General features: G+C 37.5%; 5 protein-coding genes. 1 reads left to right on the forward strand and 4 read right to left on the reverse strand.

All coding sequences use genetic code 11. From position 1 onward, the window contains the following. Window positions 1-109: 109 nt before the first annotated feature. Complete coding sequence (locus GS03_RS00325) at window positions 110-481, forward strand: hypothetical protein (protein WP_136150595.1); 372 nt, start codon at window positions 110-112, stop codon at window positions 479-481. A gap of 51 nt (window positions 482-532) precedes the next feature. Here the strand turns inward: GS03_RS00325 and GS03_RS00330 are convergent, their stop codons facing one another. The 4 genes from GS03_RS00330 to rpoC all read right to left on the reverse strand — a co-directional run bounded on the left by GS03_RS00330 (window position 533) and on the right by rpoC (window position 17,604). After that, window positions 533-6,406 (reverse strand): T9SS sorting signal type C domain-containing protein, encoded by a 5,874-nt coding sequence (locus GS03_RS00330; protein WP_136150596.1) that lies wholly within the window; start codon window positions 6,404-6,406, stop codon window positions 533-535. A 422-nt stretch (window positions 6,407-6,828) separates the two neighbouring features. Next, window positions 6,829-12,492: a T9SS type A sorting domain-containing protein gene (locus tag GS03_RS00335; RefSeq protein ID WP_136150597.1), complete on the reverse strand. Its 5,664-nt coding sequence runs from the start codon at window positions 12,490-12,492 to the stop codon at window positions 6,829-6,831. A 374-nt stretch (window positions 12,493-12,866) separates the two neighbouring features. Further along, entirely contained in the window at window positions 12,867-13,178 is a 312-nt protein-coding gene (locus GS03_RS00340; RefSeq protein WP_136150598.1) for a DUF3467 domain-containing protein, read from the reverse strand. 112 nt (window positions 13,179-13,290) lie between these two features. Then, window positions 13,291-17,604 carry a DNA-directed RNA polymerase subunit beta' gene (rpoC, locus tag GS03_RS00345; protein WP_136150599.1) on the reverse strand — a complete coding sequence of 1,438 codons (4,314 nt, stop codon included), beginning with the start codon at window positions 17,602-17,604 and terminating at the stop codon, window positions 13,291-13,293. Window positions 17,605-17,652 lie beyond the last annotated feature (48 nt).

Below are 17,652 nucleotides of genomic sequence, written 5' to 3' on the forward strand. Positions count from 1 at the left end.
AAAAGACCTGAAACGACTAGGCATTTACTGTACGATACTTGCGAATTACTCTTTTTGACCCAAAAAATTACCTGCTTAAAGGAAATATTAACCATTAAAAAGAATTGAAATGTTTTTTAAATCAAACTATGGTATTATAAAAGACAACTATTTAATACTTTACAATCTAAATAATGAAATGATTGCTATAAGTGCAATTAGCGAAATAAAAATTTGTGCCAGAAAAAATACCAACTGGAATTTGGTCAACTATTTCAAAAAGAAACTGTATGATTTTATTATTATTATGGATAGCCAGGAAAAAATTACATTTACATTTAGCAAAAAACATTTGCCTAAAATTATAGCATTTAAAACTCAAATCTGGCATACCAAATTCTGTCTAAAGGATTCAACTCTAAAAAAATCAGAAGATATTTCAGATGCAAATTTCACTTTTGAAAAAACCAATCCCCTTACAAACAAAAACCTCTCAGCCTGAAGACTCAGGAATGAGAGGTTTAGTACATTAAACTCTGCAATTGGAGGCAATCTATTGTATCACTTTCTTAGTGACTACCACGCCGTCTTCTGACGTAATTTGAACTAACAAAACCTGATTTGCTAACCCTTTGCCTATTTTCGTTTGATTAGAATTAATTTCTTTTCGCTCTTGCAATAGTCTGCCTTGAATGTCAAATACTTTTATCGAAGCCATAATGATATTACCCGTATTAACAACAAATTCGTTATTATGATTATAGATAACTACACTGTTAGCTGTAAAGATTGGGTTTTCAGTTCCTAATGGTAATGCATAAATAATTTCAAAACGATCGGCAAATGTTCCTGATTCAGATGCAAAGGAATAAGCACCTGCATTTAAATTATGAATAGTAGTTGTCAGATTATCTTTCAGATAGATTGATTGTGTTCCGTCTGTAAACAAACCATCAACATGGTCAATTGCTATAGTATAATTACCTGCAGTTGTAACCTTAAAATTTAGAGGTACTATATCATTAGCATCAAAAGGCAAAGATCTTCCCTGAATAGCATACGGCACCTCATTTATTAATGAACTCAAAGCAATTGCACCATCGTTAATATACTTTCCGTCAATGGTAGTATCAACTCCCTGAGTAGCATTGGTAATATAACCAACCATAGTCTGAGAGAATAATCCGCTGGAGTTAGTAGCGTTTAGCCATATTCTGTTTCTTTCAATAGAGTTTGTAGAAGGCGTATCTGATGTTTTGAAAAATTGATTATCATTATTACCAACTCTCATTGTATTATCAAAATTAACTGCTCCACTTCCGGTTCCTTCAACAAAGAATCCTTGACCGGTTTGAATGATATCGTTAGGATCAAAAACCTGAGCTTCGCCATTCCCAACAAAACCACCCATTGTCCACGTACAATAACTTGGACTTAAAGCATTATTAGTTTTTCTCCAAAAATACAATGTTCCTGTTATTGAAGAAGTATTGTTGCTATCACTAACAAAGGCCACAGCATCTATAGGAGATGGATATGGATTACCTATCGCATTAAAACGATCTCCAGTATGAGTAATCGTTACACTTTGTGTTCCGTTATGTGGTATACCTGTGAACTGTCCATTCCAAATAGCCGGTGCGGTTGGATGGTTGAAAGGCATACGAATTAAGTATCCTTTCCCTAAGGCAAAATCAGTAGTTGCATAGGCTGTAACTGGTTCGTAGAATCCAGTAGTTGCAGGAAAATTTATAGTTGAATTATAAGTATAAAAACGAATATTAGGGGAAACTGAAGTTAATGGTGAAAAATCAAACAAATTTTGTCCTGAAACAGGCGATGACCATAAAGTATAATCCAATCGTTTTAATGCCGAACTATCACGTTTAACAATAATATTCCCTGAATTAGTGTTTGTTGTTCCGCTTTGAATCAAATTAGCATTATTATTTAATGTAAATGTACTTCCAGTATTCACTGTTATTGCACCGCTCAAAGTAACGTCAACTCCTGAAGAAACAGTTACTGTAGCATTATTTGTTAATACCAGAGAGCAACCTGCTATATCAGAGCTTACCGTTCCCGTACTACCATCATAAACAACAGCTTTTGTACTTGATGGCGAACCGTTATCCCAAGTTGTTCCTCCATCTGTTGTAGTTGTCGTAGTAATAGTAATTACTGCTGGTGAAGAATTTGCTTCAGCACAACTTCCGTATTGAACTACTGCTCTAAAGTGTGTAGTTTGTGTTAATGCGCCAGATGTATGTGTATTGGTTGTATTTACAATAGTTGTCCAAGAAGAAAAAGGGCTTACTGAATATTCCCAACGAACTACTGTACCCGTTTCTCCCGATAAGGTTAATAAACCACTTGTTGAACCTGAACAAATATTAGCCGTTCCAGAAACAGAACCTCCAACTGATGCTTCAACAACAATTGTTGTGATAGCTGAATTTACTGAGGTACAAGTACCATTCTGAACCACTGCACGATAATCCCATGTACCGGCTGAAGAAGGTACTTCGCTATAGGTTGTTGCTGTGTTTACGATATCTGAATAGCCACCACCATTAACTTGTTTCTGCCATTTCACTACGCTTCCAGTGTGTCCACTTAAGGTCATGGTACCTGTATTACTGCCTTCACATATTGGGGTTGAACCCCCTGTAACGCTTCCTCCAACTGAAGTAGCATCTACTACTATTGTTCTGATGGCTGAATTTACTGAGGTACAAGTACCATTCTGAACCACGGCACGATAATCCCATGTACCGGCTGAAGAAGGTACTTCGCTATAGGTTGTTGCTGTGTTTACGATATCTGAATAGCCACCACCATTAACTTGTTTCTGCCATTTCACTACGCTTCCTGTGTGCCCGCTTAAGGTCATGGTACCTGTATTACTGCCTTCACATATTGGGGTTAAACCTCCTGTAACGCTTCCTCCAACTGAAGTGGCGTCTACTACTATTGTTCTGATAGCTGAACTTACTAAAGTACAACTATCGTTCTGAACTATAGCACGATAAACCCATGTACCGGCTGAAGAAGGTACTTCGCTATAGGTTGCTGCTGTGTTTACGATATCTGAATAGCCACCACCATTAACTTGTTTCTGCCATTTCACTACGCTTCCTGTGTGCCCGCTTAAGGTCATGGTACCTGTATTACTGCCTTCACATATTGGGGTTGAACCTCCTGTAATGCTTCCACCAACTGATGTAGCATCAACTACTATTGTTCTAATAGCTGAATCTATTACTGTACAACTGCCATTCTGAACCACTGCACGATAATCCCATGTTCCGGCTGAAGAAGGAACTTCGCTATAGGTTGTTGCTGTATTTACGATATCTGAATAGCCACCACCATTAACTTGTTTCTGCCATTTCACTACGCTTCCCGTATGGCCGCTTAAGGTCATAGTGCCTGTATTACTGCCTTCACATATTGGGGTTGAACCTCCTGTAACGCTTCCGCCAACTGAAGTAGCATCAACTACGATTGTTCTGATGGCTGAATTTACTGAGGTACAAGTACCATTCTGAACCACGGCACGATAATCCCATGTACCGGCTGAAGAAGGTACTTCACTATAGGTTGTTGCTGTGTTTACAATATCTGAATAGCCACCACCATTAACTTGTTTCTGCCATTTCACTACGCTTCCTGTGTGTCCACTTAAGGTCATAGTGCCTGTATTACTGCCTTCACATATTGGGGTTGAACCTCCTGTAACGCTTCCGCCAACTGAAGTAGCATCAACTACGATTGTTCTGATGGCTGAATTTACTGAGGTACAAGTACCATTCTGAACCACGGCACGATAATCCCATGTTCCGGCTGAAGAAGGTACTTCACTATAGGTTGTTGCTGTATTTACGATATCTGAATAGCCACCACCATTAACTTGTTTCTGCCATTTCACTACGCTTCCCGTGTGGCCGCTTAAGGTCATAGTGCCTGTATTACTGCCTTCACATATTGGGGTTGAACCTCCTGTAACGCTTCCGCCAACTGAAGTAGCATCTATTACTATTGTTCTGATGGCTGAATTTACTGATGTACAACTGCCATTCTGAACTACGGCACGATAATCCCATGTCCCGGCTGAAGAAGGTACTTCGCTATAGGTTGTTGCTGTGTTTACAATATCTGAATAGCCGCCACCATTTACTTGTTTCTGCCATTTTACTACGCTTCCCGTGTATCCACTTAAGGTCATAGTACCTGTATTACTGCCTTCACACATTGGGGTTGAACCTCCTGTAATGCTTCCGCCATTACTAGCATCTACTACTATTGTTCTGATGGCAGAATTTACAGATGTACAAGTACCATTCTGAACTACAGCGCGATAATCCCATGTCCCTGCAGATGATGGTACTTCGCTATAGGTTGTTGCTGTATTTACAATATCTGAATAGCCACCTCCATTAACTTGTTTCTGCCATTTAACTACGCTTCCTGTATGTCCACTTAAGGTCATAGTGCCTGTATTAGTGCCTTGACATATTGGTGTTGAACCTCCTGTAATGCTTCCTCCAACTGAAGTAGCGTCTACTGTTACCGTAGGTGAACCTGATACTGATGCTGTACAACCATTAGATTCCGTAACAGAAGTAAGCGTATAATTAGTTGTAGAACCAGGACTAACACTTATATTACTTCCACTTGTATAACTGTTAACTGTACCTCCGGAGTAAACAACTGTATAAGGACTTACACCACCAGTTATCGTAACAATTAAGTTACTGCTTGAACCAAAACAAATAGTATTAGTTCCGGAAAGCACAGCTGTTACCGCAGGGCATGAACCGCTTGTTACATTGATTATCCCCGAAGTAGCTGCAAAATAGGTGTTGTTTTTATAAGTAGCCGAAGAACTTGTGCTACCGTGTGAACCTGAAGGAGTTCCTGAACCACCTAGTGTAAGTGTTCCACTATCCGTATGAGTAAATGTAGAAAGATTAGCAATAACACCGCTGGCAATACTTAGGTTATTTCCAAAAGTAGTAGCAACATTAAATGTCTTTGTTCCGCTATTCGAAAGGGTTACATTATTAAATGTTGTGGATGTTGAACCTCCTATTGATTGGGTTGTTCCGTTAAAATTAAACGTTTCTGTTCCTTTAGTAAATGTTCCTCCATTGTTAGTCCAGTTTCCTCCAACATTAACTGTAAAAGTACCTGACATGGTCAATCCACCTACACTTATATTTCCAGCTACTGTTCTTGCTGCTCCTAAGGTCCAGGTTTTTGTTTGTGTTCCTGTAATAGTAAGATTATTATAACTTCTATCGGTAACAATTTGAGTATTATCTGTTGTACGGTAATATTCTATTGTACCATTAGTATTGATACTTGTAGTTGTCCAAGCACCTCCTGATTGGGTTGAAAAAGAAGCACTTGCAACTGGTCCTAATCCGTTTGCATCTATTGTTTTGATTAATCCGGCTGAACCCATTGTTAAGGTCGAGGTTCCTGTGGTACCACTTCTTATCTCTCCACTGGCATTTGAAAAATCTAATGTTCCGTTAACTACTAATGAAGCTCCACCATTTATCGTATGAATAAATGACCCTGCGTCAAAAGATGCGCCACTATTGACAGTGATATTGGAGCCTGAATTAATCACTCTTGCAATCCCCATTGTGATTTTACCCGTATTGGCAATTACAACTCCTCCGGTAGCGACAAACGGTGTTATCCATTCGATACCTGCATTAGTTGTACCAGATATCGTTCTTGCTGTAGCTGTATTGTATTGAAGTGTTGCTGCGCTACCGTATGTTGGAGCTGCAGAAGCAGTGGCTGTACCTTCCATTGAAAGAATGCCATTAACGGTTACTCCCGTTGTTGTTTTGGAACCACTATTGGAAAGAGTAAGATTATGATATGCTGCGCCCATCGATGTAGTAGTAGCAACCGTTTGTGTTCCCGCAGCATTATATTCAATTGTTCCAGTTCCTGAGGTAAATGTATAATTGCTGGTAGTGCTTATTGTACAAGATCCACCAATTTTTAAAATACCCCCACTTGTCATATTGAGTGCGGCATTTTTATTGGAATTACCCGTAAATGTTACATTTCCAGAAACAGTAAGAATACTTGAAGCATTGAAAGTTAAAGTTCCTGTTGAATTATTATCATTGGGATTAACTTGAATTGAAGAGCATGCAGCAGTATTAACATTTACTGTTACTGTTGCCCCACCCCTTATAATAACATTATCAGCGGATGTTGGTACAACGCCTCCTACCCAAGTACCTCCGACATTCCATAAACCCCCAGTTGTTGTACTTGATATTTGACCATAAATTCCCTGTAATCCAAAAAACAAAACAAACACTAAAAGCGATTTTGCCAATGTGGTCCTTGTAGTTTTACCGCAAGTTTTTGATAAAGTAATTGTTTTATTCATAGCGCTATTTTTAAAATTATCGAAATTAGTTTGATTGATGTATTGTATTATAAAATCATCCTTTAATATTTAAACAATTGCAAAAAATTCAAAAATAGTTGAATTTAATAAAACAAAAAAACAATTATCCGACTAAACTCATTTTTTATCGATTAACAACTTAATTTTAGATGATTTGTGCTAATTTTTGGCGTATAAATGAATATGATTTTAATTAACGTCTGTTTCCAATAATGCAAAACTAATTTTTCGTAATTAAATATTTACTATTATATCGGCAAAAATAATAATATACTCGTTTAACAACGTTAATTAATAAATAAGTCTTTCCAATAGTTATGAACACAGCTTATTAATCATTTATAAAACAAAAAATCCCCGCTAAAATAGCAGGGATTAAAAAATAATTTATGTCTAAGTAATTATCGTATCACTTTCTTAGTTACAACAATTCCATCATCAGATGTTATTTGTACCAATAATACTTCATTTGATAAACCAGCACTGATCTTAGTTTGGCTTGAATTAATGTCTTTTATATCTTGTAACAATCTGCCTTGTATGTCAAATATTTTAATAGATGACATTATAATATTACCTGAATTAACAACTAAATCATTGTTCTGAGGATAAATAACAACTGCATTTGGAGTAAATGATGGATTGTCAACTCCTAATGGTAAGGCGTATACAATTTCGAAACGGTCATTAAAAGTTCCTGCTTCTGAAGCAAATGAATAAGCTCCTGTATTTAAATCATGATACGTTGCCGTCAAATCATCCTTTAGATAAATTGGTTGCATATTATCAGCAAACAAACCATCAACTGCATTAATAGAAATATTATAGGTTCCCGTTGCATTTGTTTTGAAAGATAAAGGAACTACATCAACGGTATCAAAAGGCAATGCACGATGCTGAACTGATAATTCAGTAGCATCAACCAATGAATTTAATGCAAATGAAGTAGCACTATCATTAATAAATTCCCCGTCAAAATCTTCGTCTAATCCATTTGTAGCACCCGTTTTATACCCAAGTGCCATAGAACCTATTACACCTTCTGTATTACTTAAGTTTAACCAAATTCTGCTTACATCTATTGTATCTGTAACATTTGAATCTTTAAAGAATGTACCATTACCAATTACTCTTTGATCATTATTAAATTGTAAAGCTCCAGCAGTATTAGCTTTTACAAAAAATCCTTGCCCTGATTGTATTAAATCTGCAGGTTGTGGATCCAAAGGAGAAAGACTATTGTTAGGCCCATTATTAAACGTGCCATTAGTATAAGTGATATAGGCAGGGGCGCCAGATAAATTTCTTCTTCTCCAAAACCAAAGTTTTGGATCAATCACACCACTATTATTACTTAAAAAAGTAGCTATATCAATAGCTGACGGATAAGGGTTACCGACTGCATTATACCCATTTAAATCAGTTGATAATCCAACTGTATAGTTTCCATTATTTGGCACGCCTTCAAAAGTTCCCATCCATTGAGTTCCTGTTGAAGGGTTTACATAAGTAGGCCAATCATAACGTACGCGAATCAAATAACCTTTTCCAGTTGTAAACGGAACATGGTTTGCTTCTGTTCCGCCTACTCCATTAACTTGACCTGAAAAAGTACCAAAGCTAACAGCAGTATAATAATCATTAGCCGTATCATAAGTATAAAAACGATTGGAAGCAGTGTAAGGAGAAAAAGCATACAACTCTTGCCCAGTAACTGGAGTTGACCACAAAGTGTAATCAAAACGATATAGTTCAGATGTATTTCGTTCTACTTTGATATTACCCGTATTTGCATTTGCTGTGCCTCCTTGTAATAAATTAGCATTGTTATGCAGAGTGAATGTACTTCCTGAATCTACAGTTATGGCACCACTTAAAGTGACGTTAGCATTAGAAGCAACAGTAACTATTGCACTATTTGTTAATCTCAGCGTGCAGGCTTGGAAGTTCGTATTTATACTAGCATTACTGCCGTCAAAAATAGCAGCTTTGGTACTTGAAGGAGTACCATCTGACCAATTTACCCCACCATTTGTAGTGGTTGTAGTAGAGGCAGTTATGGTTGTATTTGCTGTAGTACTTATTCCATTCCCATCTCTAATTGTAAGAGTATATGTTACTGTCGATGTTGGACTAACAACCACCGGATTAGAAATAGTAGTACTACTCAAAAAAGTAGATGGTGACCAGCTATAAACAATAGTTGAATCACCAGTTACACTAGTTACACCCAAATTGACATTTGCAGTTCCAGGACATAATGACACTCCTCCACCAGTAATAGTCCCTGTTGGGTTAGCTCCTGTAATACCTGTGAAAACAGAATCAACTCCATCTGCTAATGTAGCTCCCGTAGCAGTTAAAGTTCCAGCATTTAAAGCACTATACTTTATCCATGGATTATTAGTTTGATTAAAAGAACCGCTTAATTGAGCACTAGAAATCAAAGCATCTGTTCCGGATCCTCCATTTAAATCAAAAGATGAACCAGTGATATAGGTTCCAGTTATTGTAGTAGTAAACGGAGCAGCTGTTATCCCCGATTGTCTAACCGTCCAAAAACGCGTTAAATAATTGGTTTGGCTATTATTACTTAAAATTTTACTGTCATTAACTTTAGCAGCTATGTAAGCATTGGTAAATGTGGCTCCGGATGAAGCACTGGCTGACGTAGTAACTGGAGTATACTGTGCATTATTTGCAGAACCCGTACTGTCACCTATTGGGAAAGTAAAGTTAGCCTGAGTATTGGAGGTCGTTAATTTTCTCAATTCACCACTTCCATCAGCAATAATCATTTTAGTAGTCGAAGGACCAGAAACTGTTATAGTCCCTGCTGTTCCTATAGTTAGATTACTGCTTCCTAAATCTATAGTTCCATCAGTTAGGGTTAAGTCTGTAGAAACATTTAAATCATTCCCAAGTACAATACTTCCTGAAGTTCTGTTAAGGGTAAAGTTGCTTAATAAGTTTGAGGTTCCCGGAGTTGTTTGGTCAAAACGAACGGTTCCAAAAGCACCCGTTCCGTTGATTATCATTTTGGAAGTGCTGTTTCCTCTAAATATCCCCGTACCCGATATGGTAGAGGAATTTCCGGCAACTCCCAAGGTTAGTGTTTTTCCGTTCAAATCCAAAACATCCGAACTGCCAGTTAGAGTAATTGCATTCCCACCATTTGGTCCGGCAGTCAATAAATCAACACCCAACTGAATAGTTCCTGAAGCCTTATTGGAAACAATATAATCGATATTGAAAGGTGCAGAAGCAGAATCTGAAACTACCTGTGTTCCGGTTCCTGTAAAAAACACTGCTCTGTTATTAGCATTAAAGGTATTATTGTCGGTAAAGTTACCCGTCACCTCTAAATCCCCGCCAACTGCAGAAGATAAATTTGTTATACCTGTAGTAACGCCATTCGTAAAATTAGTTCCTTTCAGACGTTTGGTGGCTGCTGTAAAATTGATGGTTCCGTTGTTAATAATGTCACCAACCACTTCAACACAAATTCCATTACCGCCATTGTCATTCGTAATTCCGTTGATATTGAAAATCGACCCTGAAGAAACCGTTAAGTTCCCTGCCATTTTACGGAAAGCATTGGCACTATTATTCACATCTAAAGTAGTAGCAGTACCATTCCCTACCTGAACGTGATTTGGGTATCCTGCTCCACTAGTTGTACTCCATTCTAAACTACGTCCATAATTTGTTACATTATAGATTAATGTGGAAGCAGGTCCATAGGTTGGCGCGTTAGTAGCAACAAACCCACCTGAGTTAAGCTGCAACGAAGTAACAATATTTGAAGCTGAACCAAAGTTCACACCTCCGGCCATAGTTACCGTCGGGAAATTAACGGTTCCTGAAACGACAGCCGTCCCTGCAAAAGCAACCGGACCAGCAGTAGAAGTAAAATCACCATTTGTTGCAGTAATTGTTCCACCGGTTGATACGGTAAAGGTTTTTGAGTTAAGGTCAAATTTTCCTGCAGTCAATACTACAATTCCTGTAGTACAGGCATTAGTTAAAGTCACGACATTGTTAGGCGATGTACCTGTATTGTTGATAGACAAACTATTTACAGTAGCCGGTAAACCAGTTCCTGTTGTTTGATTAGCAGTTCCGTTGTAAACATAGTTAGCTCCTGTATTAAAATTTCTGGTTGTAGTTCTAATAGATCCTGTAGCTGTCGACGAATAAATACCATCCGCATTTGCTGTTTTCAATGTAGCGCCACTTACAACCGTAAATATTCCTGCGCCCGTAATAAACGAAGTCCCCATGTCTACAGTAGAGCCTGAAGCAACTGTTAAATTCCCATTTGCACCTACAGTTATTGTACCCGTTCCTGTTGTGGTAATAGTTTGGGTACCGGTTCCGTTTAAGTTGATAGCTGTAACTGAAGCAGGAGAAAAACCTAACACTGCCCCATTTGCTACTGAAATATTACCTTTAATACTTGGAGCTGCAGTCATGTTTAAATTGAAAGTCCCTTGTGTTATTGTAAAGTTATCTATAGAAGTTGCAGTACCACCCGTTATTGATTGTGATCCATTCGCATCCCATTCAAAATTTGCATAAGTCCTTCCTGTAAATCCAGGAGCCTGGTTTACCGTTATTCTAAATAAACTTCCAGTTTGGAAAGTCACTTTTGAAGCTGGCTGACCTAAACCAAAAGGCGAAGATCCTGCATTTTGTTCAAAGGTTGAACCGCTAGCAAAAACCACTAAATTGGCAGTACCTGTTGTTCCAAAAATTGCCCCAGTATTTCCTGTTGTTTGAGTAAATTTCGAACCATTATTGAAAGTAAGTGAATTTGCATCTGTTGGCGATATGGTATTCACTGACGTTGAAAAAGTCATACTCCCACTAATACTTCCTGTCGCTCCTGTCATCAAAGCTAAATTCAAAGCACTAGCACCATTCGCGTTCAAAGCACTTCCAGAAGCTACTGATAAATCGAAACCTGCAGCACCATTGGCAATGGTTAAGGTATTTGCACTTGCGGCCTGTAAATTCACTGCGGTATTTCCCGAAACACTTAAAGCTCCAATTTGTTCGGCTGGAATATTGGTAACTGTTGTTGTCGCACCGTTATTAAAAACCAAATTATCATAAGCTCCCGCTGTTCTTGTAGGCGTCCAGTTAGTTCCTGTAGCCCATGAAGCGGTTCCCGTTTGGTTCCACGTATAAGTTGGAGTAGTAGCACCTACAGTATAGGTATAGTTTGTTCCACCACCGGCTACGTTTTGTCCGGAAGCGTTGTATAAGTTTAATGTAAAATAATCAGCCTGTGCCACTGAAGGTGCAGTCGCTTGATTCGAAGAAAAAATATAATAAGAAATATTGGCACTTGGAGTGTTAAAAGCTCCAGGTATAGTAGCGGTTAACGAGGTTCCTGATGTACTAAACGGAATAATAGTAGAGTTGGCAAAACCATCATTGGAATAACGCAAGTATAAAGTCTCGTTCGTACTTAAAACAGCCGAAATGGTAGCCGTAACAACTACAGACTGACCTACTCCGACCGATGCTGCTAATGGACTCTGAGAAGCCGCTGTAATATCTTTAGGATTATACGTGGTAGACAATACCGACATAAAATTGTTGGCAGTGGAGTTTCCTCCTACTATAAAAGTGTAATAAGAACCCGAAACTACTGCTGGTAAAGTACCTGTAGCTCCTCCTGAACTAGTATTGTAACGTGCTGAACTGGTAGCTGTTGCAGGATCGATATAGGTGTTGGTTGACAATTGCTGTGAAGCAGTATATGGCCTCCAGTTAGTTGTATAATTCGCACTACCTGCAACTCCTGTAGCAAATTCCCATAATCTACCGGCAGTTCCAGCGGAAGTCGCATTAACCTTAACATATCGAACACCTCCTCCTCGGGTTACCAAATTATAGGTTGTGTAACTGCCATTTGCAACTGACGAACCTAAGACAGTTGGTTGAGCATAAGCTAAATCGCTCGCTAAAATACAGAAAAACAGACAGGCAATTACTCCAAAAGAGCTCACAGAACGTTGCTTCAATGTTAAAAAAAGATGCGCAAAAATTTTCATAAATCGAGTGGTATTAAAATCTATTTTAATTTATAATTTGGTCAATAATAGCGTTTCAAATAATCGCAAAAAAAAGAACCTGAAAAACTTTTTTTCCAAGTTCATATTCATCCGAAATCGATTTAGGGGCGATAAAACTACAATAATATCCGTTAAAACAACATTTTAAGCCAATTATTTCTACGCAAACGTTTTCGCTGTAATATTAAACCTAAATCTCTTTTATAACTGTCATAGAATATAATACCCTAAAGCATAAAAAACAAAAATTAAAGCCAATAAAAAGCAGAAAACCAAGTTGTTAAATTCAAAAAAAAAACGGCTTCATCCAAAATTTCGGAAGAAGCCGTTTTGTTTTTAACAATTTTATCAATTTATGCCTGACCCGCAGTACCAAAATTCAAAGGAATTTGTGGTTGCTCTGTGTCTTTGATTTCCCCATTAACTTGTTCATATCGATGAATATTTTCACCCAATGCCTTCAGAAACCTTTTTGCATGTTGTGGCGTTAACACTATTCTTGATTTTACTTTTGCTTTTGGCACACCCGGCATAATCGTTACAAAATCAATAACAAACTCAGAAGCTGAGTGATTGATAATGGCCAAATTGGAATAAATTCCTTCGGCTGTTTTTTCATCCAATTCTATATTGATTTGCCCTTGTTGTTGATTATTATCGCTCATTGATATTAGATTTTAAATATTTAGCTATATTTTGTTACTCATAGTATTTAAAAAGCCACTAATTTAAAATTTAAAATAGTGGCTTTTATTTATTTAACTATTAATCTACTGATTAATAAATGTACTCTTCTTTACTAGCCATAATCTCGTTATAGTCTTCTTTAGAACCTACAATAGTATGATCGTAATCTCTCATACCTGTACCTGCAGGAATTCTATGTCCAACGATAACATTTTCTTTAAGACCTTCAAGCGTATCTACTTTACCAGCAACTGCTGCTTCGTTTAATACTTTTGTAGTCTCTTGGAACGATGCCGCAGAGATAAATGATTTAGTTTGTAACGATGCTCTGGTAATACCTTGTAACACCGGAGTTGCAGTAGCCGTAATTACATCACGAGCAACAACCTGATTTTTATCATTACGTTTCAATAAAGAATTTTCATCACGCAATTCACGTGGAGAAACAATCTGACCTGGTTTTAACACTTCCGAATCACCTGCATCTTCTACCACTTTCATTCCGTACAATTTATCATTCTCAACTAAGAAATCAGCTGTATGGATTAATTGCTCTTCAAGGAATAAAGTATCTCCCGGATCTTCCACTCTTACTTTACGCATCATCTGACGGATAACAACTTCAAAGTGTTTGTCATTGATTTTTACCCCTTGTAAACGGTATACTTCTTGAATTTCATTAACCAAATACTGTTGAACAGCTGATGGTCCTTGAATTCTCAAGATATCTTCCGGTGTAATAGCTCCGTCTGATAAAGGCACACCCGCTTTTACGAAGTCATTCTCCTGAACCAGGATTTGACTTGATAATTTCACTAAGTATTTCTTAACCTCACCAAATTTAGATTCGATTACAATCTCACGGTTACCTCTTTTGATTTTTCCAAAAGAAACTACACCATCGATTTCAGAAACTACCGCTGGGTTTGAAGGATTACGAGCTTCTAATAACTCGGTAATTCTTGGTAAACCTCCTGTGATATCTCCCGCTTTTGAAGAACGACGAGGAATTTTCACAAGGATTTTACCTGCTTTAATTTTCTCTCCATCTTCAACCATAAGGTGAGCTCCAACTGGTAAGTTATAAGAACGGATTAATTCTCCGTCTTTACCGTAAACCAATAAGGTTGGGATTAATTTTTTATTTCTTCCTTCCGAAATTACTTTTTCCTGGAAACCTGTTTGCTCATCGATTTCAACTTGGAATGATTGTCCTTGCTCTAAATCTTCGTAAGCAATTTTTCCTGTAAATTCAGAAACGATTACACCATTATATGGATCCCATTTACAAATAGTAGCTCCTTTTTCAACAGTATCACCATCTTTTACATTGATAACAGAACCATAAGGAATGTTATGCGTACTCAATAAGATACCTGTTTTAGCATCAATTAATTTCAATTCAGTTGAACGAGAAACTACGATGTCAACTTTTTCTCCGTCTGCATCTTCTCCAACAACCGTTTTCAAATCTTCGATTTCAAGTCTTCCTCCAAATCTTGCTACAATAGTAGATTCTTCTGAAACTCCACCCGCAACTCCACCAACGTGGAATGTACGAAGTGTCAACTGTGTACCCGGCTCTCCAATTGACTGTGCGGCAATTACACCTACAGCTTCACCTTTTTGAGTCATTTTACCTGTTGCCAAGTTTCTTCCGTAACATTTAGCACAAATACCTTTTTTAGCTTCACAAGTTAAAGGCGAACGAACATCTACTCTTTCGATAGGTGATTCTTCAATAGCTTTAACAATAGCTTCGGTAATTTGCTCACCAGAGTGAACTAATATTTCGTTATTCAATGGATTGATTACATCTTGCAATGCAACACGTCCAAGGATTCTTTCTCCTAAAGTTTCAACGATTTCTTCGTTTTTCTTCAAGGCAGAAACATCAATTCCTCTTAACGTACCACAATCTACAGAGTTTACAATTACGTCTTGAGAAACGTCATGTAATCTACGAGTCAAATAACCAGCATCAGCTGTTTTCAAAGCGGTATCCGCTAATCCTTTACGAGCACCGTGCGTAGAGATAAAGTATTCTAAGATAGAAAGACCTTCCTTAAAGTTAGAAAGAATCGGGTTTTCAATAATTTCTCCACCACCAGCAGTTGATTTTTTTGGCTTAGCCATCAAACCACGCATACCGGTTAACTGACGGATTTGTTCTTTAGAACCCCTTGCTCCAGAGTCAAGCATCATATACACTGAGTTGAAACCTTGTTGGTCTTCTCTAATGTTTTTCATTGCTAACTCAGTCAATTGAGCATTTGCAGAAGTCCAAATATCAATAACCTGGTTGTAACGTTCGTTATTGGTAATAAGACCCATGTTATAGTTCATAGAAATTCCTTCAACCTGAACACGTGCATCAGCAATCAATTGTGTTTTTTGCTCCGGAATTCTAATATCACCTAATGAGAATGACAAACCACCTTTGAAAGCGAATTTGTATCCCATATCTTTCATTTCATCAAGGAAAGCTGCCGTTGTAGGAACATCAGTTACTGCAAGGATTTTTCCGATAATGTCACGTAAAGATTTTTTAGTCAATACTTCATTGATATATCCTGCTGCAGCTGGTACTACTTCGTTAAATAATACTCTACCCGCAGTAGTTTGGATGATTTTGTATACTAATTCTCCATTCTCATTAAAATCTTTAGCTCTGATTTTAACACGAGCGTTCAATTCTAATTTTCCTTCATTCAAAGCAATGTTTACTTCTTCAGCAGAATAGAATGTCAAACCTTCACCTAAAATTTTCATTTCAGGAGTAGTCAATCTTTCTTTGGTCATATAATAAAGACCCAAAACCATGTCCTGAGATGGAACCGTAATTGGCGCACCATTCGCAGGGTTAAGGATATTATGAGAAGCCAACATTAACAACTGACACTCAAGAATAGCTTCTGGTCCAAGTGGCAAGTGAACCGCCATCTGGTCACCATCAAAATCCGCGTTAAAAGCCGTACATACTAATGGGTGCAATTGGATTGCTTTTCCTTCAATAAGTTTTGGCTGGAACGCCTGGATTCCTAATCTGTGCAAAGTAGGAGCACGGTTAAGCATTACAGGATGTCCTTTGATTACATTTTCAAGGATATCCCAAACTACAGGCTCTTTTTTGTCAATGATTTTCTTAGCAGACTTAACTGTTTTAACGATTCCTCTTTCGATTAATTTACGAATAACGAATGGTTTGTATAGTTCAGCAGCCATATCTTTTGGCAAACCACATTCGAACAATTTCATTTCAGGTCCAACAACAATTACCGAACGAGCAGAATAATCCACACGTTTTCCTAATAAGTTTTGACGGAAACGACCTTGTTTTCCTTTCAATGAATCAGAAAGAGATTTTAATGGTCTGTTTGATTCTGTTTTAACTGCAGAAGCTTTACGTGTGTTGTCAAATAATGAATCTACTGATTCCTGCAACATACGTTTTTCGTTTCTCAAGATAACTTCAGGAGCTTTAATCTCCATAAGTCTTTTCAAACGATTGTTACGGATGATAACTCTTCTGTACAAATCATTCAAATCTGAAGTCGCGAAACGACCACCATCAAGCGGCACCAACGGACGTAATTCTGGCGGGATAACAGGAACAACCTTCATAATCATCCATTCAGGACGATTTTCTCTGTTGTTATTTGAATCACGGAATGACTCAACTACCTGTAATCTTTTTAATGCTTCAGTTTTTCTTTGCTTAGAAGTTTCATTGTTAGCAGCGTGACGCAATTCGTATGACAATTCATTTAAATCGGTTCTTGCTAATAAGTCCATAATACATTCAGCTCCCATTTTGGCAACGAATTTATTTGGATCAAAATCATCTAAATATTGATTTTCCTGTGGAAGAGAATCAAGAATGTTCAAGTATTCTTCTTCTGTTAAGAAATCTAATCTTTGTAATGGTTCGCCTTCTGCATTAGTGGCAATACCAGCTTGGATTACTACATATCTTTCGTAGTAGATAATCATATCTAATTTCTTAGATGGCAAACCAAGAATGTATCCAATTTTGTTTGGTAACGAACGGAAGTACCAGATATGAGCGATTGGCACAACAAGATTGATGTGTCCAACTCTGTCTCTACGTACTTTTTTCTCAGTAACTTCAACACCACAACGGTCACAAACAATTCCTTTATAACGGATTCTTTTGTATTTTCCACAAGCACATTCAAAATCCTTTACAGGACCAAAAATTCTTTCGCAGAAAAGACCATCACGTTCTGGTTTGTGAGTTCTATAATTGATTGTTTCCGGTTTCAGAACCTCACCTCTTGACTCCGCCAAGATAGATTCCGGAGATGCTAATCCAATTGAAATTCTGTCAAATCTCTTGATTGTGTTTTTAGGATCTCTACTATTATTTCTATTATTCATCATAGTTTTTACTATTGATTTATTTGCAATTAAAATTGAATTTTAGATTTA

It is taken from the genome of Flavobacterium sangjuense (assembly GCF_004797125.1).
GTDB classification, from domain to species: domain Bacteria; phylum Bacteroidota; class Bacteroidia; order Flavobacteriales; family Flavobacteriaceae; genus Flavobacterium; species Flavobacterium sangjuense.